At 59.9% G+C, this 24,441-nt stretch carries 18 protein-coding genes and 2 pseudogenes; 5 read left to right on the forward strand and 15 right to left on the reverse strand.

The genetic code is table 11. From position 1 onward, the window contains the following. The first annotated feature begins 58 nt into the window (after window positions 1–58). Window positions 59–766: a hypothetical protein gene (locus K315_RS0102800; RefSeq protein ID WP_029576091.1), complete on the forward strand. Its 708-nt coding sequence runs from the start codon at window positions 59–61 to the stop codon at window positions 764–766. 432 nt (window positions 767–1,198) lie between these two features. Here the strand turns inward: K315_RS0102800 and K315_RS0102805 are convergent, their stop codons facing one another. Both K315_RS0102805 and K315_RS0102810 read right to left on the reverse strand, forming a co-directional pair. Further along, complete coding sequence (locus K315_RS0102805) at window positions 1,199–1,813, reverse strand: SMI1/KNR4 family protein (RefSeq protein ID WP_029576092.1); 615 nt, start codon at window positions 1,811–1,813, stop codon at window positions 1,199–1,201. Continuing rightward, complete coding sequence (locus K315_RS0102810; RefSeq protein WP_155804613.1) at window positions 1,800–2,603, reverse strand: SMI1/KNR4 family protein; 804 nt, start codon at window positions 2,601–2,603, stop codon at window positions 1,800–1,802. Before K315_RS0102810 ends, K315_RS0102805 begins: the two co-directional genes overlap by 14 nt. Before the next feature lie 1,583 nt (window positions 2,604–4,186). On the opposite strand from K315_RS0102810, the gene K315_RS0102815 reads away from it, so the two are divergent. From K315_RS0102815 to K315_RS0102825, 3 genes are all read left to right on the forward strand, one after another. Next, window positions 4,187–6,763: a YhgE/Pip domain-containing protein gene (locus K315_RS0102815; protein WP_029576094.1), complete on the forward strand. Its 2,577-nt coding sequence runs from the start codon at window positions 4,187–4,189 to the stop codon at window positions 6,761–6,763. Between the two features lie 5 nt (window positions 6,764–6,768). Continuing rightward, on the forward strand, window positions 6,769–8,973 hold the full coding sequence (locus tag K315_RS0102820; RefSeq protein WP_029576095.1) for a YhgE/Pip family protein: 2,205 nt from the start codon (window positions 6,769–6,771) through the stop codon (window positions 8,971–8,973). A gap of 153 nt (window positions 8,974–9,126) precedes the next feature. Next, the gene (locus K315_RS0102825; RefSeq protein WP_029576096.1) at window positions 9,127–9,831 is read left to right on the forward strand and encodes a TetR/AcrR family transcriptional regulator; all 705 of its coding nucleotides are present in this window, start codon (window positions 9,127–9,129) and stop codon (window positions 9,829–9,831) included. Window positions 9,832–10,075: 244 nt separating this feature from the next. Here K315_RS0102825 and K315_RS0102830 read toward each other — a convergent pair whose 3' ends face one another. The 3 genes from K315_RS0102830 to K315_RS0102840 all read right to left on the reverse strand — a co-directional run bounded on the left by K315_RS0102830 (window position 10,076) and on the right by K315_RS0102840 (window position 13,356). Continuing rightward, entirely contained in the window at window positions 10,076–11,551 is a 1,476-nt protein-coding gene (locus K315_RS0102830) for an MFS transporter (RefSeq protein WP_420796743.1), read from the reverse strand. A 305-nt stretch (window positions 11,552–11,856) separates the two neighbouring features. Then, window positions 11,857–12,345, reverse strand: coding sequence for a type II secretion system protein (locus K315_RS09895; RefSeq protein ID WP_274518220.1), 489 nt, complete (start codon window positions 12,343–12,345; stop codon window positions 11,857–11,859). Window positions 12,346–12,885: 540 nt separating this feature from the next. After that, window positions 12,886–13,356 (reverse strand): prepilin-type N-terminal cleavage/methylation domain-containing protein, encoded by a 471-nt coding sequence (locus tag K315_RS0102840; protein ID WP_029576099.1) that lies wholly within the window; start codon window positions 13,354–13,356, stop codon window positions 12,886–12,888. Window positions 13,357–13,678: 322 nt separating this feature from the next. Here K315_RS0102840 and K315_RS0102845 point away from each other — a divergent pair, with 322 nt between their 5' ends. Further along, window positions 13,679–14,143, forward strand: coding sequence for a YbaK/EbsC family protein (locus tag K315_RS0102845; RefSeq protein WP_029576100.1), 465 nt, complete (start codon window positions 13,679–13,681; stop codon window positions 14,141–14,143). A 190-nt stretch (window positions 14,144–14,333) separates the two neighbouring features. Here the strand turns inward: K315_RS0102845 and K315_RS0102850 are convergent, their stop codons facing one another. The 10 genes and pseudogenes from K315_RS0102850 to K315_RS10145 form a co-directional block, all read right to left on the reverse strand. Further along, entirely contained in the window at window positions 14,334–15,038 is a 705-nt protein-coding gene (locus K315_RS0102850) for an ABC transporter ATP-binding protein (protein WP_029576101.1), read from the reverse strand. After that, the gene (locus K315_RS0102855) at window positions 15,031–15,888 is read right to left on the reverse strand and encodes an ABC transporter ATP-binding protein (protein WP_029576102.1); all 858 of its coding nucleotides are present in this window, start codon (window positions 15,886–15,888) and stop codon (window positions 15,031–15,033) included. Before K315_RS0102855 ends, K315_RS0102850 begins: the two co-directional genes overlap by 8 nt. Window position 15,889: 1 nt before the next feature. Then, window positions 15,890–16,993, reverse strand: coding sequence for a branched-chain amino acid ABC transporter permease (locus K315_RS0102860; RefSeq protein ID WP_029576103.1), 1,104 nt, complete (start codon window positions 16,991–16,993; stop codon window positions 15,890–15,892). A 2-nt stretch (window positions 16,994–16,995) separates the two neighbouring features. Next, a complete protein-coding gene (locus tag K315_RS0102865) occupies window positions 16,996–17,919 on the reverse strand; it encodes a branched-chain amino acid ABC transporter permease (protein ID WP_015449691.1) in 924 nt (307 codons plus the stop codon). A 238-nt stretch (window positions 17,920–18,157) separates the two neighbouring features. After that, entirely contained in the window at window positions 18,158–19,354 is a 1,197-nt protein-coding gene (locus K315_RS0102870; RefSeq protein WP_029576104.1) for an ABC transporter substrate-binding protein, read from the reverse strand. A gap of 827 nt (window positions 19,355–20,181) precedes the next feature. After that, window positions 20,182–20,487: a transposase gene (locus K315_RS10920; RefSeq protein WP_081666366.1), complete on the reverse strand. Its 306-nt coding sequence runs from the start codon at window positions 20,485–20,487 to the stop codon at window positions 20,182–20,184. Next, a pseudogene (locus tag K315_RS10140) lies at window positions 20,406–21,594 on the reverse strand (IS256 family transposase). The gene K315_RS10920 and the pseudogene K315_RS10140 overlap by 82 nt, the downstream one beginning before the upstream one ends. A 712-nt stretch (window positions 21,595–22,306) precedes the next feature. Beyond that, on the reverse strand, window positions 22,307–23,398 hold the full coding sequence (locus tag K315_RS0102890; RefSeq protein WP_029576105.1) for an NYN domain-containing protein: 1,092 nt from the start codon (window positions 23,396–23,398) through the stop codon (window positions 22,307–22,309). A gap of 168 nt (window positions 23,399–23,566) precedes the next feature. After that, window positions 23,567–24,070, reverse strand: coding sequence for a hypothetical protein (locus K315_RS0102895; protein ID WP_029576106.1), 504 nt, complete (start codon window positions 24,068–24,070; stop codon window positions 23,567–23,569). After that, window positions 24,052–24,436: pseudogene (locus K315_RS10145) on the reverse strand (transposase); the annotation flags it as partial. The gene K315_RS0102895 and the pseudogene K315_RS10145, both read right to left, overlap by 19 nt. Window positions 24,437–24,441 lie beyond the last annotated feature (5 nt).

Genomic DNA, 24,441 nt, shown 5'->3' on the forward strand with positions numbered 1-24,441 from the left:
GTCGCAGCATGCGCCCGTAAACCATACCCAGCCGAAAACGGCGGAATACCAAGGTTCTTTGATTATCGCCGATCAGCCGCACAGTCGTGCACCCATCGATCCCAGTGTTCTCCTTGGCCCGATTCCGATTTCGATGTCCGATTTCCGGATCAGTCCACGGAAACAAGCAATCCGGCAGACGGACGCAAACCGCACTCATCCGGAAACGGCGGAACACCAAGGTTCTTTGATTATCGCCGATCAGTTGCACAGTCGGGCACACATCGATTCCAGTGTTCTCCTCGACCCGAATCCGATTTCGGTGTTCGATTTCCGGATCAATCCGCGGAAACAGGCGGTCCGGCAGACGGACGCAAACCGCACTCATCCGGAAACGGCGGAACACCAAGGTTCTTTGATTATCGCCGATCAGTTGCACAGTCGGGCACACATCGATTCCAGTGTTCTCCTCGACCCGAATCCGATTTCGGTGTTCGATTTCCGGATCAATCCGCGGAAACAGGCGGTCCGGCAGACGGCCTCAATCCGTACTCATCCAAGAACGGCTAAATCCCGCGGTTCCCAGACCATGACCAGCCAGCCGCCAAACCGGCCACGGCTCCGAATCCGGACCCAATCCAATCCCGACGGCCAATCTCCGAACTGGTCCACGACGGTGGTCCCCACGGCAGACGATCAACACCTGCATCCAGCCGGAAACAGCGGAATCCCAATGCTTTCGGAATCCGGTCAATCAGGAACACAGCCGATTCCGCAGCCACGCTAGGATCGAATCCGATTTCAGCGTCCGATTCCCGAACCAGTCCGTGGAAACAGGCAGTCCGGCAGGCGACCGCAATCCGCAATCATCTAAAAACAGTGGAATACCGCGGATACCGAAACCAATACCAGCCACCACGCCGCCCGCCACAACACACCACACGGACCAAATCCAATCTCGACGGCCAATCTCCGAACCAGTCCACGGAGAAGGCCGGCACGGCATGTGGTCGCAATCTGCAATCATGCGTGAGCCGCGAAATACCAAAGCTCCCGCAATACAGCACACCGAACAGGTCGATAATCCCACCGCCGCCCGCGAACCGCATCGGGTTTCGGCATCCGATTCCCGAATCAGTCCGCGGGTACGCCAAAAAATGCGTCGACAGATTCAAAGCTCGGCAGTCCGCCGGCCACAAGAGCAACAATCCTGTTTATCTCACAGAAGGATGCCATTCTCATTAACCGTATAGGTACCATCTTCGAGCCGCCCAATCTCCTGGCGGACGAAGTCCAATACCGTCCGCGAGCTCGGATTGACATACCCGTAGTCGCATGACAATACGAGGGAATCCTTGGCATCGGGATCATGACAATCAATGACTGTTTGCGGCAAATCACCGTCGTAGACGACGAGAGGGACATCCCACAGGCACATCGCGCTGGTTCCGCCGTTGAAATCCTTGACATCATTCTTATTCATATGATGTGTCGGATAGCCGCCATCACCCTCGCCCCATTCCCAAAGCGCGCACATCCGCTCGGCAAGCTGGAATGCAACGGACAGCGGCGGGAATCCAGCTCCTGCGAAGATCCCTGGCGTGCTTTCCGTTTTGCCCCGATATCCCGGGCAGTAGGGGACGGTGCCTTCGCCGTCATGCCACATCCACACGGCGAGCGCGTCCTCGGTCAGTGTGACGTCATACCCGGCGGCGATCCGCTGCGCATCCTCACGAGTGAGCCCGGGACGGAGCCGGCGTGGTGCGGTGCCGCCTTTCTCTGCGACCTTGGCCTCATACTCGCGCAATGCCTCGGTGACTTCACTGAACGCCATGACCGTCTCCTTCCCGAGCATCGTCAGCATTCCCGTCCGCCGACGCATCTGTCTCAGCCTCGTACTCCTGCGCAGCCTTGATGAAGTCGGCAATGCCGCTGAGCAGACCCTGCCGCTGCTCAGGCGTCAACTTATCCAGATATGACCTGCCACGTTTGGCAGAAGGCTTCTTCTTGGATTTCTTCGCCCGTTGACGGTAGTCCTCGATCTGCCACTGCCGATCACAACGTATCTGCCCATCCGGGTAGATACGCCAAATGCCGGACTTGATGCACTGCTCGCACATGGCGACGAACTCCGGGATAGTCCAGCAATCCCCGCTTTCCAGCGCATAGGTATCGTTGCCGCTGCCGGGGAACACGATCGCCGTTTCTCCATCAGGGCAGACAAGCGACATTCTCGGTTCGCCGAGATAGTAGGCAATCGGAGGAATGCTGCGGAGCGGTACCTGGGATTCTGTGCCATCGTCGAGGGAAATATCGACTTGCAGTCCCGGATTCGGATACGCCTTTTCCAGCATGGTGAGTGTGGATTCGAGGCTGGGGAAGGAATACCAGGCGACGATGCCGGGCTGGCCGGTCCACCCGTTGTCCTCCCACGGGCCGGCGGCATCACCGTCATGCCACATCCACAACGCGCGCGCATCCTGCGGCAATACCGCGTTATGCTGCCGGCACAGGTCGTCGATCCGCCGCCCGTCCAACCCCGGACGCAGCCTGCGTACCACATCAGCGCCATGCGAGGCGAGGAAATCCTCATACCCGCGCAACGCATCCAACGATTCACTCATCGACATCACACACACCTCCCCGCGCGCCTGGCGCCGATACCGCCATCACATGTTTGAACCGTGTCCACGCCCCCAGTGTCCGGGCGGAACCATTGTGCCGCATCATCGCCCCCGATCCGCAACCGCGCGTCGCGACGCCGAACACTCCCGACCCCGACCCCGGGGTCACGCCGTGCCAGCCGCCACCGCGCGACCTTCTCTTACCGCCAACGGCATACCGGCCGCCGAGAACGCGCACGGGGCGCACAGGCGGTTCCCGGGATGACGCAAGGCTGGTCCCAGTCTACGCCCGGAACACCACGACACCGGCAGCGACACGCACCGAAACCAACAATCCACACATACGGCATGCCGACGGCCACGCCCGATGCGCGGGGACCGGATCCGATTCCCGCATCCGATTCCCGAACCGGACCACGAAAACAAGCAATCCGGCAGACGGACGCAATCCGCACCCATCCTAAAACGGCTGAATCCTTCGGTTCTCAGACCATGACCAGCCAGCCGCCAAACCGGCCACGGCCCCGAAGCCGGACCAAATCCGATTTCGACGGTCAATCTTCGAATCAGCCCACGGAAACAGGCGGTCCGGCAGGCTGGCACAATCCCCATCAATCCAGAAACGGCGAAATACCGCGGTTCCCGAAACCGATATAAGTCATCACATCGCCAGTCACCAACATCCCACACGGACCAAATCCAATCTCGAGGCCTGATCTCCGAACCGGTCCACGGGACAGCGGCAACTGCGGCAGACAATCACCACCCGTATCCATCCAGAAACGGTGGAATACCGTGGTTCGTTGATGATGACCGGCCGGTCGCACAGCCGGGCACACACTGATTCCAGTGTTCCCCTCGTACTGAATCCGATTTCGGGGTCCGATTCCCGAATCAGTCCACCAAAACAAGCAATCCGGCAGACGGACACAATCCGTATCCATCCGGGAACGGCGGAATCCCAATGCTTTCGGGATCCGGTCAATCAGGAACACAGCCGATTGCGCAGCCATGCAAGGATTGAATCCGATTTCGGCGTTCGATTCCCGAATCAGTCCACGGAAACAGGCGGTCCGGCAGCGGACGCAATCCGTATCAATCCTAAAACGTCGGAATCCCGCGGTTCCCAGACCATGACCAGCTAGCCGCCAAACCGGCCACAGCTCCGAAGCCGGACCAAATCCAATCTCGACGGCCAATCTCCGAACTGGCCACAGGTAGCGGCCACTGCGGCAGACGGTTCCAACCGCGTCCACACGAAAACAGCGGAACACCAAGGCTCTTTGATTACAGCCGACCGGCCGCACGGCCAGGCACACACTGATTCCAGTGTTCCCCTCGGACCAAAACCGATTTCGGAGTCCAATCCCCGAATCAGCCTCACCGAACCCACCCCGGAACAAATCATCACCCCAGAGCCGGACGCAGCATATCTAGACACACCGGCACGACACGCGCAGAAGCCTCAATCCGGCAGCGAACTCTTCCACACCTGCCGTTACGCTACTTATCTCGTAGCGCTACGTGTCGCGTATCGCTTTTACCATTAAGGTATGCACGTCAAACAAGCAAGGGGCCGCCATATGAGGAATGCGTTGAAAATCCTGCGCCGCGATCTGCTGCGCTGGATCAAAGCCCCAACCGCGTGGGTGATTGCTTTCGGATTGTGCCTCATCCCACCGATGTACGCGTGGTTCAACGTGCGCGGTTTTTGGAACCCGTACAACAACACCAACGGCATCAAGGTCGCCGTTGCCAACAAAGACAAAGGCACCACCAGCACGCTGACCGGCGATTTGAACGCGGGCAAGCAGGTCGTGGACGAGCTGAAGAAAAACAAGCAGATCGGCTGGACGTTCATGAATGAGAGCGACGCCTTGGAAAGCGTCGAATCCGAGCGCTGCTATGCGGCGATTATCATCCCGTCCGATTTCAGCGATTCGCTCGTCAACGTGGTCACCGGCGGCGGCGATAGGCCCGAACTGAGCTATTACGTCAACGAAAAAGCCAACTCCGTGGCCACCAAAGTCACCGACACCGGCGCCAATACGCTTGACCAGCAGATCAACAGCAATTTCGTATCCACGGCGAGCAAGGCGATTGTCAATATCGTCAACAAGACCGCCGACACCATTGACGACCAGGCGTCCACCGCAGGCGGGAGCGCGGCCAAAGATCTCAGGACCACGTCCAACAATCTGGCGACCATACGCCAGACCATGACAGACCTTGACACGACACTCGCGCAGGTACCCACGAAAACGTCGGCAGCGCGCGCGTCCTTAAACACCGCAACCCAGCTGGCGGCCCAAGCCGGCAACGGACTGACAGGCACCTCGCAACTACTGAAAACCGCGCAGACCAGCATCAACACCTTCACATCGGAATCCTCAACCACGCTTGACACCAGCTCAAGCTTGCTGTCGCAAGCCAGTTCGCAGACCAGCCTCACCGTCGCCGCCCTCGGCACGGCGCTAACCAAGGCGAACGGCTCGGTCCAGACCGCGCTCGACGCCGCCCAGAACGTCAGCGACACGAACGCCACCATCATCACCGAACTGACAGAGCTCAACACTGAACTCGGCAACGCTGGTATCGCCACCGACGCCGGCACTGCGGCGCTCAAACGCCTCCAACAGCAGAACGACAATCTGCAAGGTTCCATCAGCGACCTGACCACCCTGAACCGCGACATCAACGACACGGTCACCGCCGGCACCACGGCGTCACAATCGCTCAACGACGCCACGCAGAACACGCTGCAATCAACCAACGAAGCCCGCACCACCATCAACACGACGGCACTGCCGAAACTCAACAGCGGGCTAAGCAGCCTCGCCTCGACCAGCGCAACCCTGAGCGCCCTGGTCACCGGGCAGGATTCACTGGTCGCGCAGGTCAACACCGTGCTCGACCAGCTTGACCAGTCCGCAGCCAGCACTCGCAGCGCCATCAACAGCGCCGGCGACAGCCTTGACCGTGTGCAGAGCAAGGTTGACACCCTGGCCACGGATCTGACCGCGCTGAGCACATCCAACGCACTGAGCAACATCCTCGGGGAGAACGGCAAACTCGACGCCAAGAAGATCTCCGACTTCATGCTCTCCCCCACCGTGCTCTCCACAAAAACCCTCTTCCCGGTGAATTCGTACGGTTCCGCGATGGCGCCCCTGTTCACCGCGCTCGCCCTATGGGTGGGGGCTTTCACGCTCACCGTGATTCTGCGCACCGAAGCCGATGACGACGGCATCGAAAACATCACCCCGGGAGAACGCTATTGGGGCCGATGGCTGCTGCTCGCCATCCTCGCCGCCGGGCAAGGCGTCACCACGACAGTCGGTGAAATGCTGCTCGGCGTGCAGGCGGTCAATCCGTTCGCGTTCGTAGGCACCGGCATCATCGTCGCGCTCGTCTACCACAGCATCATCTACGCGCTGGCCACCACCTTCCTCCACATCGGCAAAGGCATCGCCATCGCCTTGGTTATGGTGCAGATTCCGGGCGGAACCGGCTTGTACCCCATTGAAATGATGCCAAGTTTCTTCCGCAAGGTGTATCAGCTGTTCCCGTTCACCTACGGGATCGGTGCACTGCGCGAATGCATCGCCGGCTTCTACGACGGCCAATGGCTCGACGACATTGCCAAACTCATGATCTTCGCCGTCGCGTTCTTCATTCTAGGCCTGTGGTTGCGGCCGAAAACCGCCAATCTCAACCGCCTGTTCACGCGCGAACTTGAGGAAGGCGACATGGTCGTCAGCGAGAAAATGGAAATGCCCGGCCGCACGTATGGCCTGACACAAATCATCCGCGCACTGGCCGGACGGGACGAGTACCGCGAGCGCATCGAACGCAGAGCCGCCCGCTTCACCATGCTGTACCCGAAACTCAGGCGGGCCGCACTCATCATGGGTATCGCCGTGCCGGTGATTCTCGCCGTTGTGCTGTCCATTCTCACGCCGAGCAGCAAGGTCAACGCCATGGTCATCTGGCTGATTTGGATTCTGCTCATCATGGGATTCCTTATGGCCATCGAACTCATCAAAGACAACATCGAACGGCAGACGCGCCTAGGCAATCTTGACGAAGAGGCGATTCAGCAAATCCTGCTCGATGAACAGGACAGCCGCCCAAGCCGCATAGGAAGGCATTCCACATGAAAACAGTGAAAACAGCATGGAAACTTTTCACCGGTGATATGCGGCGCATGTTCAGCAATGTTGTCTCGGTAATCATCGTGATCGGGCTTGTCGTCATCCCCGGCCTGTTCACCTGGTTCAACGTCGCCGCCGCTTGGGACCCGTTCGCCAACCTCAACCAGTTGAAAATCGCCGTCGCCAACACCGACAAGGGATATAAGAGCAGCCTTGTCCCGGTGAAGGTCACTGTCGGTGACAGCGTGGTCAACGCGCTGCGAGCCAACGATCAGCTCGACTGGACCATCACCACCAAGGACGATGCGATTGACGGAGCGAAATCCGGCAAATATTATGCGGCCGTAGTCATCCCCTCCAGTTTCAGTAAGGACATGATGACGTTCTTCTCCGACGACGTGCAGCATGCGAAACTCACCTACTACACGAACGAGAAAATCAACGCCGTCGCCCCGAAAATCACCGGACAGGGTGCCGATCAGGTGGCTGCGCAAGTCAACCAGACCTTCGCCCAGACCATCGCCACGGTCGCGCTGAGCGTCGCCAGCGACCTGTCCGATGAGCTTGGCAGCGAAAAGGCGTCGAAACTGCTCACCACCTTCAACGCGAATGTGGGCGATATGGCGACGCAACTGGGCGACGCCGCATCCATGCTCAACACCTTCGCCGGACTTACCGACACCGCGCAATCCTTGATTTCCAGTTCCGACCAACTCGTGGACAGCGTCTCTGCGAGCGCGAAAAGTGCAAGCAGCTCGCTGAAAGACACCAAGCAGGGCACCAGCGACATCACCAGCGCTCTCAACACGGCGTCGAAAGCCCTGACCACGGCGTTCACCAACTCAAGTTCAAGCTATCAGGCTGTCGCTGATTCCATCGACTCCACGCTCGACAGTGCGGGGACGGGTGCATCGGACGCGTCCGCGGGGCTCAAACGACAGGCGGGCATTGTCGACCAGCAAATCACGGAATTCCAAGCGCTCAGGGACAGTATCGCGGGCATCACCGTGCCCGACATGTCCGACACCGCTGCGCACGATCGACTGGTCACCGCCCGCGACAACATCGTCAAGCAGCTTGACACGGCGATCAGCGCGCAAACCCGGGTGCGCGACGCCATCAATACCGCGGCGACCGCCATCGACACCGGGAAAACCGATGCAGAAGCGAAACGTGCCGAAATCAGCGGACTCGCCAAACAAGCCAAGCAGTCCATCAGCGGCCTGAAAACCAGCTATACCAAGGAAATCAAGCCGCAAATCACGTCAATCAGTGGGTCGATCTCCAGCGTGACATCCACGCTCGCCAGTGGATCGGACACTTTGGACTCCACGCTCAGCGACCTCGATTCCACGTCGAAAACAGCTGGTAAAGCGCTGTCCAACATGCGCAGCGTGCTGACATCCACCGCGCAGCTGCTCGAGAAGAACAGCACCAAACTGAATGATTTGAACAGCAAGCTGGCGCAGGCGCTCAACAGCGGTGATATGAGCGAGGTGCGCAGCGTGCTTGGCAATAATCCGGAAACGCTGGCCGCGTCGCTTGCGGCACCGGTGAAACTCAACCGTAAGGCGCTATTCCCCGTGGAGACCTTCGGCGCTGGACTCACGCCGTTCTACACCTTCCTGCCCCTGTGGGTCGGCGCGCTACTGATGGCGGTGACCCTCAAGACGCAAGTGTCGGCGCGTATCCGCAAAGAGCTTGGCGACCCGAAGCCCAGAGTCCTGTTCTTCGGGCATTACGGAGTGTTCGCGGTGCTGGGGCTGTTGCAAAGTACCTTCTCATGCGGCGGCACGCTATTGTTCCTGCGCGTGCATGCCGTGCACCCACTCCTGTTCATGCTCAGCGGGTGGCTCAGCTCGCTGGTCTACTCGTTCTTCATGTATGCGATGGTCGTGAGCTTCTACAACGTCGGCAAGGCGATCGGCGTCATCATGCTCGCCATGCAGATTTCCGGCTCCGGCGGCGGCTACCCGTTGCAGGTGCTGCCTGATTTCATCACGTGGATCAGCCCGTTCCTGCCGGCCACGCATTCGATTATGGCGATGCGAGCGGCGATTGCAGGCATCTACAACAACGACTATTGGATTGCCATGGGCAAGTTGGCGCTGTTCATCATCCCGGCGCTGCTTGTGGGACTGGTGATCCGCAAGCCGGTCATGCGGTTCAACCGCTGGTACGCGCACACGCTCGAGGCGACCAATGTCATCCAGTAGGTGATGCGCAGTAGGTGATGCGCAGTAGGTGATGCGGCGACCGAGTCCGTACGTGGGGCTCGCGCGGCAGGTCATACGGCAAGTCGCATGGTGGGAGCGTGCGGCAGGCGGACGAGCGAACAGAGAGTAAGAAGAGAGCGGGAGAGAAACATCATGGACGACAATTCGTCAGCATCGAGACGGCTCGACGCCTCAACCACGTTGGAACAGGCGACTGTCACGGCGGTGGCTTCGGCGCAGACCCCGAAACGGGCGGCGCAACGAGCCCAGTCGCGAGCGCATATTCAAGCGCATTTGCAACGCGGCGAACGGCGTCGTGAGGAAACCGACCGGAAAATCCTGCAAGCGACACTGCAAATCGTGGCGTCACAAGGCATCGGGGCGGTGACCATCGAGGAAGTGGCGCGGCGTAGTGGAGTCGCCAAAACCACGATTTACCGCCGGTATCGCAACACCGACGACATGCTGCATCGTCTGCGCACCATGCAATGGCCCGAGAGCATCCTCGATACCGCGGATCTCGAGCCGAATCGTGGCAATCTGCGTCGCATGCTCGAATCCATCACCAGCCAGTTCGATGAGGAAATCGGGTTGAAAGCCGTCGGCGTGGTGCTGTCTGCGAGCAACGGGTATTTTGAGCAGATTGTCGCGCAGGTGATTCAGCCGGTCAAGCAGCACGTCAGCGACTTCTTCATCCGCGGGCAGCAGGCGGGAGTGTTCCGGAGCGGCTTGGATCTGGGCTTCATCTTCGCGACCATCATCGGCTCGATGATGGCGAACCATGCACTCACCGAAGAGACGAGCGCATCCTGGGCGGTGAAGATGACTGACCTGCTGTGGACGATGATCGCGGCGTAGCGGGCGAGGCGGGTGCGGACCGGCGGCTTAGTGGGGCGGTGTCCGGCGGGCTTAGTGGGCCGACGAGCCGAATCACGGCCACACCAGCCCGCCATGCAACCGCCCAGTCACACCACAGGCAGATACCCCGCCAACCACTCCGACAACCAAACCAATCCACCCACCGTACAACCACACAGTCGCACGGCGGGTGGGTATCCAGCATGACGGCACACCAGCACCGCGGCACACCGCCGCGCCTCACTCACGATTCCAGCACAGCCAGCACCTTGTGCTCGTCGTAGAACGCGAAGATGAAGCCGCCGATTGCGCACAACACGGCCGCGCAGATCGCCGCGACACGGTAGCCGGTCCCTGCCGCCGCGCCGATGGTGCTCACGCCGGTGAACAGCAACATCGCCACGCTCTGTCCCATCTTCATGGCGAAGGTGCGAGCAGCATAAAACATGCCCTGACGGTCCTGACCGGTGGTCTTCGCGCTGGCGTCCGCGATGTTCGCGACAATCGCCTGCGGCAGAATACCGAACGCGGCCATCGGCACCGCACCGACCACCGACAGCAGCACGCCCTGCACCATTGGCGGAATCGCACTGATCACGCCGGATCCAAGCAACCCCGCGAAGGCGAACGCAACCGTGAAGATCACGAACGCGATGAGCAGCAGCCGCTTCTTGCCCACCCGGTTCGCGAGCATGTTCACCGGCACGTAGAACAGCACAGATACCGCGGTCATGAGCACGAAGTACACGGTGGTCACGGATTCAGGCAGTTTCAGCAGACTGGTCACGAAGAACGGCAGCCCGGTCTGGAACGTGGTGATCGCAACCCAGTAGATCACGTCAGACCCTACGAAACGGCGGAATTGCACGTCCCCGAAGGTCTGCTTCAACGATTCCAGCGTCGATTCGCTGGTCGGCTGCGAGCGCACGTAGCGTTTCTCGTCAATGGCGAGCGGCGGAACGAGCATGCAGATGAACGCGACGATCGCCATCAATGTGAAGGTGAGCCGAATGGCAGGCACACGGCCCATGGACGGCACGAACGCACCCCAGATGACGGGCGCAACGTAAGCCAGCGCAGTACCAGCGACCCATGTGAACGAGATGGCGGTGGAGATGGCGAGCTGCTGCTTGGAGTTGTGGCCGAGTTCTGCGATCAGCGCGTTGTATGGCGTGCAGTAGAAGGTGAGCGCCACGTAGTAGGCGATGACGGCGACGAACAGGAAGGCCGCGTTCAGCCAGCTGGTGCCGTTGATCGGGCTCCAGAACACGAGCACGGTGATGATGGCGAGCGGTAGCGCGGCGAGACGCAGGAACGGCATACGGCGGCCGCGCGGGGAACGGCAGCGGTCGGACAGGCTGGCGACTGCCGGGTCGACGAACGCGTCGAAGAACCGCGCGAAGGCGGTGATGCCGCCGACCACGGTTACGATGCCGAGAATGGCGAGGCCTTGCGGCACGAAGACGGTTTGGCCTTGGCGGATGGTTTCGGCGTCCGGCTGGTAGAAGTACACGAGCCAGTTGGAGATGATGCCGGACAGGAGCGCCCAGCCGAACTGACCGATGGCGAATGCGCGGATTTTGGAGCCGGGCAGTGATTGCGGTCCGGTTGCAGTCGTGTCTGCCGGGGGTTGTTGTTGTGCGGCCTGGTGCGTGCTTGCCGCCGCCATGACGGTAGCGTCTGATACGTCTGGTGCCGCTGATTCAGCGGTGGTGCGCATTGTCGCGCGTTGTGTCTCATCCATGAGAACGCCTCCGTGTCCGTGCCGGACTTCATTGCCGGTCTCATAGCAGTCTACCGCGCATCCGCGTTCGCTGCTGACGGGTATGGGCATTCGACGGATAAGAATTGGCAGCCGGAGTGCGGTAGGCCGAATGCACCAGAAATGTACTAGGAATGTACCGGCACCCGGAATACCGGCATACTACAAGTGGGCCCGCGCTTTGCAATGCGCGGGCCCACTCGGAATTTGAAATCGGCAGGCTTACTGCCGTTGAGTGCGGAAATCTACTGTGCCTTGCAGACTCAGTTCGTACTCAATGTGCCGTCTGAAGACCTGTAGGTCACATTCGGCTTATCGACGGTTCCACCGAGACTCGAGTTCCAACCGAGAATCCTGTACTCGTTCTTGCCGTCTTGCATAATCTGCAATGTATTATCTTTGGACACTACAATCTTTTGGCCATTATCATGATCGTCTTCAAAGGCATTCAACGTACCGGGGGCTTTTTCATTGACACTGACATAGCACGCGGGAGGGCACGTAAACCCACCACTTGATACGACAATCTCACCATTGTTGTCCTCGGCGATTGTCTCCAGCACCAGCGACGCGTTCTTCACATCAGATTCCACTGACGCGCGCCACGCGGACTTACGCTGGTTCAGGTAGATCGGCACGGCGACAGCGGCCAGGATGCCGATGATGATGACCACGACGAGCAGCTCCACCAACGTGAAGCCCTTCTCACCATTCTTACGACGATTCAGTGCATGTCGAACGCTTGTCATCATACACTCCTTCCTCGGGGTGAAAACTTGATATCTCCTTTTGACTCACTGTGAGTCGCCGAAGATACCACTATCATACACGAATCGTGTGTTTGCCGAAACTGAGGCTACTGCTGTGGACATACCGTCCTGTCACGCATTCAATGACATGTGCAGCCGACCGGAACACTCAGTGAAATGGCGGGATCCAGAATCTCCTGTCATCCGTCGACGTACGCGTACATGGCATACTCGTAAACGACAGCCCCACACCGTACGGAAAGCTGGCTACGCCCGGCTTCGAGAAGACATGAGCATCAACCCAACGCCCCCGATACCCCCGACACGCATACGATTACAACGCCTGCGAAGATTCTCAGCAATAACCTTGGTTCCCAAATGCCGCCTTACTTGGTGGCAGCGTCTGGCAACCGGGTTCAGCGATGACGCCGTCGGCTGCGCAACACAGCTGACTAGATACGGTTTGGCCCCGCACGCCATAACACGTGCGGGGCCAAACCTCGGAATAAGAAGTTCACGATAGAGTAGAGCTACCGTCAACTATCACTTGTTGGTGGTCATGGAACCGGTCGAGGACTCGTAGACGATATTCTCAGTGCCGAGGTTCTCATTTTTGCCAGTAATTTTGTAGGTATTCGCGTTTGATCCTGCTTCAAAGGTCAAGGTGTTACCGTTAGACACGGTAATTTTCTCGCCATCACCAGAAGCATGGAAAGTCAGCGCACCAGTTTTAGCATCAACGGTAACGACGCAGGAAGGATGAGTGCAGTCTTGTTTTCCTGCAATGGAAATCTTTCCATTGTTATTCGTGGAGATGGTCTCCAGTGCCAGCGACGCGTTCTTCACGTCGGACTGGACCGAGGACTTCCACGCGGACTTGCGCTGGTTCAGGTAGATCGGCACGGCGACAGCGGCCAGGATGCCGATGATGATGACCACGACGAGCAGCTCCACCAGGGTGAAGCCCTTCTCGCCCTTCTTACGACGGTTCAGTGCGTTCTGAACACTCTTCATAATCTCTCCTTACAATAAGGTTCTTCGTTCCTTGCCGGTTCACCAACGAACCAGCAAGGTGATTCCATTATACACCCTTTGCATGCAAACGATTGCTTGTACCACCGAAGTCAAACGTTTGACGAATTGGAAATCTTCACAAATAGCGGATTCGCCGGCGTGTCTACAACAACATTCCGTTCACCGCAGCTTTACACGACAGGCCGATTCCCTGTATACAACAGTATGCATGCAAACGGTTGCAGTCACGGGGGTATGCTCGGCCATCGCGCCGCACCCGACCGGCCACACGGCACCGCACAACCACAGACAAGGAGCAGGCATGTCTTTCGACAACGCGCACGATTATTTGGCATCACACGGGTACGGCGACCGAATCATCGTGCTGGAAGCCGCCAGCGGCACCGTCGCCGAAGCGGCACAGGCACTCGGCACGCAACCCGAACGCATCGCGAAATCCTTGTCGTTCCTGCTTGACGGTCAGCCGATCATCATTGTGGCCAAAGGCACCGCGCGCGTCGACAATCGCAAGTACAAGGCCACTTTCCACAGCAAGGCGAGCATGATCCCCTTCGGCGAAGTGGACGCATATATCGGGCACGAGCCGGGCGGCGTGTGCCCATTCGGCATCAAGGACGGCGTGCGCGTGTACCTCGACCGCAGCCTGCGCGAATTCGACACCGTCTACCCCGCGGGCGGCGACGACCACAGCGCGGTCAAGCTCACGCCCGACGAACTCTACGACATCTCCAGCGCCGACGACTGGGTTGACGTGTGCAAGGAGTAGTGCGGTGTGGTGCGACCGGGCAGTCACGCCACGGACAGAATCGGCAACCCCAACCGACCCAAATACCCAAACGACCCTCTAACAACCCCCAAACCCCCAAACAACAGCAAAGGGGAGCGACCGGAACCCACGCTAGGTTCCCGTCACTCCCCCTTCACCCGCCTGCGCCTACCATCAGCGCAACCGGCACTCACGCACCGAGATACGCCTTGCGCACCTTCTCGTCATGAAGCAGATCGCTGGCCTTGCCTTCCATGGTGATGCGGCCGGTTTCCAGCACGTACGCGCGGTCGGCAATCGACAGAGCCATTTTCGCATTCTGCTCGACCAGCAACACGGTGATGCCTTCATCGTGCAGCTTTTCGATGATGCGGAAAATCTCCTTGACCAGCTTCGGCGACAAGCCCATCGACGGTTCGTCCATCAGAATGGTGTTCGGCCGGCTCATCATCGCCCTGCCCATCGCGACCATCTGCTGTTCACCGCCGGAGAGCGTGCCCGCCAGCTGGCGACGACGCTCCTTGAGCCGCGGGAAATACGTGTACACCTTGTCCAGATCCTCAGCCACATGCGAGGTGTCCTTGAGGCTGTACGCGCCCATCTCCAGGTTCTCCTGCACGCTCATGCGGGTGAACACGTGGCGGCCTTCGGGCACGTGCGCCATGCCGAGAGTCACAATCCGGTTCGCCTTGGTTTTCAGCAGGTCCTGGCCGTTGAACATGATGCTGCCGGATTTGGCCGGCACCAGCCCAGTGATGGTGTGCAGGGTCGTGGTCTTGCCGGCGCCATTCGCACCAATCAACGACACGATCTCGCCGTCATCCACGTGCAGGCTGATGTCCTTGACCGCGTCGATGGCACCATAGGATACGCTCAGGTTCTTGATATCAAGCATCGTGCTCCTCCTTGCCATCAGCCACGTTACCGTCCGCAGCCGCATCGCCCTCAGCCTCATCAGCCGCGTCATCCTCATCCTCGTCACTGCCGAGGTAAGCGGAAATCACGCGCGGATTGTGCGCAATCTCCTCAGGCAGGCCGGATGCGATCGTGCGCCCGTAATCAAGCACCTGGATGCGCTGGCACACGTTCATCACGAGGCTCATATCATGCTCGATCAGCAGAATCGCGATGCCGAACCGGTCGCGAATCGTGTTGATGCATTCGAGCAGGTCCTCGGTCTCAGTCGGGTTCATGCCGGCAGCCGGCTCGTCAAGCAGCAGCAGCTTCATGCCGGTCGCAAGTGCACGCGCGATTTCGAGCTTGCGCTGGGCGCCGTACGGCAGGTTCGCCGCCTGCGTCTGGGCGAGGCCCTCGAGCTTGAAAATCCGCAGCAAATCAATGGCTTTCTGGTGCATCTCGCGTTCCTCGCGCCAGAAGCGCGGGGTGCGGAAGATCGCGCCGCCCATGTGGTAGCTGAAGGATTCGTTGAACGCGACAAGCACGTTCTCCTCGACGGTCATCTGCTTGAACAGTCGAATGTTCTGGAAGGTTCGGGCGATGCCGGCACGCACGACCTGGTAGGTCTTCTTGCCGTTCATTTTCTCGCCGTCCAGCCAGAATTCGCCGTCGGTGGGCTTGTACACGCCGGTGAGCAGGTTGAAGACGGTCGTCTTGCCGGCGCCGTTCGGGCCGATCAGGCCAACAAGCTCGCCCTTGTTGATGGTCATGTTGAAATCGTCGACAGCGCGCAGGCCACCGAAGGTGATGCCGAGATGTTCGGCGCGCAGAACCGGTTGTTCAGCCATCTCACGCCTCCTTTCCGGCGGATTCAGCGGTTTCGACTTCGGTCGCGGCCGCGGTTGCAGCGCCCTCCGCCGCGATGGCCGCCTTCGCCGCGCCGCCACGACCGTTGCGGTAGACGATGCGGTTGATGAGCTTCGGCAGCGAGAACTCCCAGGACCCGAAGATGCCTTGCGGGCGGAAGATCATGAACACGACCAGCACCACCGAGTAGGCGAGCATGCGGTAGTCGGAGAACGCGCGCAGCGCCTCCGGCAGAATCGTGAGCACGATGGCCGACAGGATCGAGCCGGTGAGCGAACCCATGCCGCCGAATACGACCATGATCACGTAGTTCGTGGATTGCAGCCAGCCTGCGTACGCCGGGGTGAGCGAACCCATGTACTGTGCGTAAATGCCGCCGGCAAGTCCAGCGAAGAACGCGGAAATCGCGAACACGAGCACCTTCAAGTACGTAACGTTCAATCCGGATGCGCTGGCCGCGATCTCATCGTCACGGATCGCCTTGACCGCACGGCCGTAGCGGGAACGCGCGAACATGAACAGCAGCACGACAGTGATCACGGTGATCCAGAACACCACGTACAGGTTGGCGATACGGTCGATGCCGATAAGCGCCTGACCGGCCTGGCCCTTATCAAGGCCGACACCGCCGGCGGCGGGGATGTTCTGCAGCACGACGCGGATAATCTCGCCGAAGCCGAGGGTGATAATCGCCAGGTAATCGCCATGCAGACGTAGCGCCGGAATACCGACCAGAATGCCGAAAATGCAAGCGATTACAGCGCCCACGAAAATCGTGAGCAAAAAGCGAGCGGTCGGGTCCATCGCGATGCCCTTGGCGACAATCAGCTTGCTGAGCAGGGCTGCGGAGTAGGCGCCGATCATCTCAAAACCGCAGCAGCCGAGTGTCAGCTGGCCGAGCACGCCGACCGTCAGGTTCAGGGACGTGGTCATGATGACCGCGATGCAGCAGGTCATCAGGATGCCCTTGATATACGTGTTCGCGGCCCCGGATTCGCATACCGCCATCAGCAGGCCGAACAGCACGGCGATACCCACAGCGCACACGATATAGGACTGTTTCATGGAAAGCGCGGATTTCTTCATCGTCACACCTTCTCCGTCTCAGGCTCGCCCATCAGGCCGGACGGGCGTACGAGCAGCACGATGATGAGAATCGCAAACACGATCGCGTCAGAGAACGCGGACGTGATCACGCCGCCGGTAATCGTGCCGATATAGGCTTTCGTCAGGCTTTCGATCAGGCCGATCGCCAAACCGCCGACCATAGCGCCAGGAATCGAGCCGATGCCGCCGAGCACAGCCGCCACGAAGGCTTTCAGGCCGAGCATCATGCCCATTGTCGGGGACACCTGCGGGTAGGACACGCAGTACATGAGCGCGGCGATGGCGGCGAGACCCGAGCCGATGGCGAAGGTCAGGGTAATCGTGCCGTTCACGTTAATGCCCATGAGCAGGGATGCTTCCTTGTCTTCGGACACCGCACGCATGGCCTTGCCTTGCTTCGTGCGCTTGACGTACAGCTGCATGGCGACCATCATGATGACGCCGAGCACGATGGATACGATGGTCGCGCCGTCGATCTTCAGCTGGCCGATGGTCAGGGTCGGAATGGAAACGATAGTGGGGACGGTCTTGTAGTCGGCACCGAAAATCGCCTGCGAGCCGTTTTCGAGCAGCAAGCTCATGGCGATGGCGGTGATCAGGGCGGTCATGCTGTTGCCCTTCTCGCGCACCGGCTTGTATGCCAGGCGTTCGACGAGCACGCCGACCAGCGCGCAGACCAAGGTTGCGGGAATGACAGCCGTCCATGCGGGCAAGCCCATGACGGCGAGTGCTGGAATGCTGAGCATCAGCGTATATGCGCCGATCATGATGAAGTCGCCGTGGGCGAAGTTCAGCAGTCGGATGATGCCGTAGACCATCGTGTAGCCGAGCGCCACGAGCGCGTACACGCTGCCGATCTTCAGGCCGTTGAAAATCTGGCTGATGAACATGACGAAACCGCTCATCATTCCTCCTTTCGTGTGTGTGTATGTGGATGTGTGTGAATGCGTACGAAATGTGCGTCAATCGTTGACTCAGTCAATCAGCGAATCAGCGAACGCAAGCGTAAAGCTATATGTATGTAAGCGTGATGTCGCCTGAAAAAGGCGACTAGTACGCGAATGGAGAGGGCCGAAAACGACCCTCTCCTGCGGGATTGGTTGCCTCACCGCGTCGGGTATCCGGCGTGGGCGGCGACCGGCCTCACTTGGTGGACGGCTGGATGGTGGTGCGATACGTCGGCTTGCCGTCCTTGAGCTCAAGAACGATCACGGACTTGTTCGGCGAACCCTTCTTGTCGAGCGTGAACTTGCCGGTCACGCCGCTGAAGGACATGCCGGAAATCGCGTTGCGCACCTGCTCGCGGGTCGCGTTCTTGCCGGCCTTATCGTAGGCCTGCTTGAACATGTACACGGAATCGTAGGCGAGCGCGGTGAAGGTGTTCGGCTCCTGGTTGTTGTTGGCCTTCTTGTAGGACTTTATGAAGTCCTGCACCTTGGTGTTCGACGTGTCGTCAGGCGAATAGTGCGTGGTGTACAGCACCTTGTCGTACTGGGACTTGTCGCCGGTGAGCTTCAGGCCGTCGTAGCCGTCGGGGCCCATGACGTAGCCCTTGTAGCCGAGGGCGCGGGCCTGCGGGATGATGTACGGGCCGGCGACCGAATAGTAGTACGGCGCGTACAGGAACTCGGCGCCGGACGCCTGGATCTTCTGCAGCTGCGAGGAGTACTCGGTGTCGTCGGCGCTGGAGGAGTTCTCCTCGTCGACCACGTCGAGGCCGGCCTTCTTGGCCGCCGCGGCGAAGGCCTTGCCCACGCCGGAGGAGTACGGGTCGCCGGTGCCGTAGAGCACGGCGACCTTCTTGACCTTCAGGGTCTCGGCGGCGAACTTGGCTGCGATCTCACCCTGGTAGGAATCCTTGAAGCAGGTGCGGAACAGGTAGCCGCCGGTGGCGATGGAATCGGAGGTCGCCGCCGGTGCGATGGCCGGGAGCTTCGACTGGTCGGCCAGCGGGGCAACAGCCGCAGTGGTGGAAGAGATCGTCGGGCCGAGCACGGCGAGGACATTGCTGTCGCCGGCCAGCTTGTTGAAGGCGTTCGACGCTTCGGTGGCGTCGCCCTTGTCGTCCATGCTTTCCAGCTTGATCTTCTTGCCGTTCAGGCCGCCCTTGGCGTTAATCTCGCTGATGGCCAGCTTGAAGCCCTTGAGCTCAGCCTCGCCGTACGCTGCGGCGGTGCCGGAATTCGTGGTGATGCTGCCGAGCGTGATCGTGTTGCCGCTGGCTGCGCCGGCGGAGCTGTTGGAATCGTCCATGCTGCCACCGGAGCAGGCCGCCATGGACATCATCATGGCCGCGGCCGCCGCGATGGCGGTCGTTTTGCCGAAGAACTTTGCGTTCATCAGGAATCTTCCTCTCTACAAAAGATTCTGGGGGATAATCGTGAGAATTGGTCAGAATGTCGCATGAAATGCTGATTCTGAATGCCACAGACGTGCGCGACACGTGATCGGGTGAATCCGTCAAACGCCGTCAGGCAAAGGTTCTTCGGGCTTTTGGCCTTACTCGGGTAAACCTCTTCTCAATCTATTGCTGGGTTCCCTTTATACGCGAGAATTGCGGATATGTAAATGGCTTGTCCTTATATTGAACTTTTCGGCGGTCTTATCATGAGATGATTTGTGTCCACATTGTGGACGCGACAGACTGAAATCGGCGGAATTGCGCGGGTTTGCTGGGTTGCTCTGAGGAGGTGCAAAGGTTTCGGGCGCGGGCTCTTCAGTCAATCATCATGTTGCCGGCGTATTGACGCGGGGGTACGTGCGGTTGTCGGCAACGCAGGCGTGGGCGGGGTGCCACAACGACCGTCTCACCGACCAGACCACACGACCCGAACCATCAGCACCGCCACCATGCGAGGAAATCCTCACACGATGACCCCCGACCAAACCAAATCACCAAACCTGAACCGCCCAACCCGTCAGATTGCGAGCCAATCCTCACACAGCGACCCTTGAACCCCTACTACGAACCGACATTGATGGTCAGAAGCGCCACCGTGTGAGCCAATCCTCACATACTGCCCCCGGGCTTATGCTCCGAAGCCGGCATCAATGTCCGGGAGCACCACCGTGCGAGCCAATCCTCACACAGCGACCCCCAATTCGCGCTTATTATCACTTAGCCCGTAACTGATAAGGCCTTTCGCTGTTTGGTGTGGGTGGGCTGGTTATATGGTGACGGTGGCTAGGTCGAGCTTGCCGCGGGTCGGGTGGATCATCGTGGAGAAGTAGTCCATGTCGCGCAAGCCGCGGGCTCGGGTTTCGATGTGTTGGATGATGCCGTTCAATCCCTCGAGGATCGCGTTGGTGCACCGGTGGTCGACATCCTCACGTATGTCGAGGTAGTGCCTGGGTTCTTGCGCACTTTGGGTTTTGTCTCCTGTGTGCGTTTTCAGTTCGCTTCCTGTATGGCGTCGCCGAGTCGGGACATGTCCAGGCAGCGTCGGGTGGACCAGTCGTCGTCGGTGACGTATCGGATCCTAGCGGTGATGAGCATCAACGCGCTCCTACCATCGGGGAAAGCGCCCACGACGCGGGTTCTCCTGCGGATCTCCCGGTTCAACCGTCCGAATCATGTCGGTGGTGCGGATACGCCGACGATGCTCGACGGGATAGTCGTTCAGCAGGTACGTGGTGGTTTCGTTAATGCCCTCGCGCAGGCACGTGGCGGCTTCCCTGAGTTTCCGCTCCTCCATCTCGGAGGCGACCTGTTCGACCTTGGCCGGCGCCGATTCGCGTGACTCCATGGCGAAGATCGCTTTCAGCGCGTCGCCGGCCCATCGGGTGTGCCGTGGGCCGGCCCTGGCGAGCACGCCCGCGCATGGCATGCACCATGCAGCGTTGGTAGCGGGCTTCGGGCGGCAGTTCGCCGACGGTGTCCACCAGTCCGGCGCATCGGTCGCCGGTCACCATCCGCTCGCCTCCCGGACCCCGTGCGATCAGGGAAGCGATGAAGTTCCGCCAGCTGGTCGCGTCCTCCTGTCAATCCCTCCGCCACGCCGATCACCTCGCGGTGCCCGTCCGACCCGACGCCGATAGCAACCAGCACACTCACGTTCTCGACCGCCCCGCCCCACGAACGCTTGTGCCACACGCCGTCCATGAACGCATACGGGTAGGGCTGTTGCAACGGGCGCTGCCGCCACTGGTCGATCCGGACATATACTTTCTTCAACCGGTCCGACAGGGTCTGCGACGGCATCCGCTCGCCCCACAGGGCCTGGCTGATGTCATCGACGCGACGCGTGGACACGCCCGCCGGATACATGTCGATCAGGGCTTCCTCGACCGACTCCTCCCGCCTCCGGTAGCGTTCGATGACCGCCGACTCGAAGACCGCCCCCTTGAGCTTGGGCACCCTCACCGCCATCTTTCCGGCCTTGACCGTCAGTTCACGCTCGTAATGACCGGCCCGATACGCCTTCCTGGAACCGGAGCGCTCGTAGCGTGCGGCACCGGTGATCTCGTCGGCCTCCGCGTCCAGCATCCGGCCCACGGATCTCGTTGACCTTCGCACTGACCATCCGATCCAGCTTGGTCTCGAACATGGCCTGGTTCACCTGTAGAATTTGTTTGGGCATGGTTATCGTCGCATGCTTTCTCATAGCGGTTAATGGTTTGGCGACTGAAATCGTACACAGGCGACAAGCCATGCCCCACTACTTCAACAAGCACCAACCAATCTGCGCAAAAAACCGGACGTTATCTGCCTTTTTCTGCCATTGCCGCGGCCTATAGACTTCTATCGATCTGGCGTCGATTGCGTGCGACCTTGTGGCGTGCGTCGATAAGCATATGCGCTGAAAATATTTAATTCAAACTATTTAGTCATTTTAATAATAGTTTAGTCATTTAATAACATGAAATATAAGAAAGCCCGATGGGGGAAAGGTGAAAATCTCATGAGACGAGGCATCCGGCTGATGCCCGCTGCCCGTCGTTCCTTCGCCGGTATTCATGGTGTCGTCGTGGTGCTGGATTTCTCCATCGTGCCGACGCTCGTCATGTGATTATCGGGATTTTGCTCTTCGCGCTCACGATTCCCGGGATTCCTGGATTGAGGGTTCTCACGACAAGGAAGGATCCGGTCACGTCTCCGGGCATGGTCTGATCCGCAATCCCGCACGACGCGGTTTCGCCGCCCGCCTTCCGTAGCGGCCGATGGCATGACGGGAACGTGGCGTTTGTTCATCGTCCGATTCTGATATGGACTCCACCATTGACCTCTTTCCCCGTTTTCTTTCCCTGCCGCCCCATGACTCGAATGCCGTCTCCGGTTTGGAACCGCCTTGGTCACCGCCGCCTGTCGCGCAGACGCAGCTCGGTGATGTTGCCGTTGCGACGGATCTCCACCTGGCCCTGCCGTGATTCGACGAACTTCGTGAAGGTCGAGTAGCCGAGCGCGGACTCCTGGAAGCCGGGCTCCATGCGCAGGATCTGGTTCTTCACCTTCGAGGCGTTGTGCCATTCCTCCTCGGTCTTCGACGTGAAGTACGTCAGTGCACGCAGCAGCAGCTGCGTGGCGCGCGACTTCGAGACGAGCGCCGTGTTGCCGTTGTCGTCGGGAGCCTTCTTCGGCGTCGCGCTCCTGGATGCCGCATCCCGCGCAGCTGAGACGGCGCCGGTTCCGGACGTCTTCCCCGCTTCGTCGGATGCGGGGGAGGGCTTCGGCCCGTTCCGGCGGGAGACATGCGAGTCGGTCGTCTCCGTGGCCGGGTGCTTCGTCTCCGCGGACTTGCCCGTCATGCTCGCATGGTCGGATCGGCGCAAGTCGTGGTCCACGCACCCCGCCTTGTCGTTTTCTTCAGTCGCCGTCTCCTCGTCTTCACCGCCGTCGGTGTACAGCCCGGGCAGTTCATCGTAGTCGTAGAACTCGTCACAGGCGGCGGCGAGCAGGCGGCTGATGGATCCGGCCACGCCGATGCCGATCACCTTGCGTCCCATGCGGCGCACGCGCTGGGCGAGGGGGATGTAGTCGGAGTCGCCGGCCACGATCACCACGTCGGTGATGTCATGGAGAAGATAGAGGTCCTCGATGACGTCGATGGCGAGTCGGATGTCCGCAGCGTTCTTCACCTTGCCGGAGGTGGTGAACATCTGGATGGTGTCGACCGCCCGGCTGAGCAGGCGCTGGCGGTACGGCCAGGTCTCGGTGCGCGACCAGTCGCCGTATGCGCGGCTCGTGGCGACGATGCCGAACGACGAGCAGAAATCGATGATGGCGTCCAGATCGATGGACGGGTCCATGCCCTGATGCTCCTGCGCCTGGTTACGACGTGAGATGAGGATGTTGTCGAAATCGATGTACACGGCGACGCGATCATCGTCGGCAGGGGAGACTGAGGATTCCACGGATACCGCGGATGATGATGCACTTGTAGTCACTTCTCCAGTCTAGCCGCTATGCGTACTGAGCATGCGTACTGAGCATACGTGCGTCCGATTCCCGTTGCTCAGGGTGCGGGCGATCATAGATCGGGGCGTCGTCGACGGCGTCATCGCCAATTCCCGTATGCATGACGGGAATTGGCGATGACGCGATCTGACGAAGTATCAGGGAACATCGGAGTCGGACGCATTCTCCGCATCCCCTTCCGGCAGCTGGATTCTGAGCCGCCACCGGTGGCGGTTTCTGTCGTCGCTGCTGTTGGGGATATGGGCAAGCATCACCGTGCCATCGGCGGGTAGCTGACCGGAGTGTGTCATCATCTGATGTGCCGAGAGAAAACCCACCTCCTGTCCGTCAAGACGGACGTAGCAGGTCGCCTCCCCGGCATGTGAGCCCGTTCGTATCGCGCCCCGTCGGATGGTCACCCAGAGCCAGGCGTCGTATCCGTAGCGCGACAGGATGCCCTGATGCTCAGGGTCGCCGGTCAGATTCACGTTCACTCCGCAGTCGAACGACCGAAGAACGGGTCCGTTCGGTTGCGGATTCCTTGGGGTCACATCCGATCTGTCGAGATAGCGCGCCTTCGTGAAGATCGTCGCCTTGCGGCGCCTGTCCGCGGCCGCCTCGGACCGCAGTCTGCGTTTTTCGGCGGCATCCGCGAACCCCACAGGGCCTGGCTGATGTCGTCGACCCGACGGGTGGAGACACCCGCCAGATACATGTCGATCAGCGCTTCCTCGACCGACTCCTCCCGGCGACGGTAGCGTTCGATAACCGCCGACTCGAAGACCGCCCCCTTGAGCTTGGGCACCCTCACTGCCATCTTTCCGGCCTTGACGGTCAGATCTCGCTCGTAATGACCGGCACGATACGCCTTCCTGCCACCGGAGCGCTCGTAGCGTGCGGCACCGGTGATCTCGACGGCCTGAAGCGTCCAGCATCCGGTTGAGGATCTCGGTGACCTTCGCACTGACCATCCGATCCAGCTTGGTCTCGAACATGGCCTGGTTCACCTGTAGAATTTGTTTGGGCATGGTTC

The sequence above is a fragment of the Bifidobacterium thermacidophilum subsp. thermacidophilum DSM 15837 genome, from assembly GCF_000426425.1.
In the GTDB taxonomy this organism is placed as follows: domain Bacteria; phylum Actinomycetota; class Actinomycetes; order Actinomycetales; family Bifidobacteriaceae; genus Bifidobacterium; species Bifidobacterium thermacidophilum.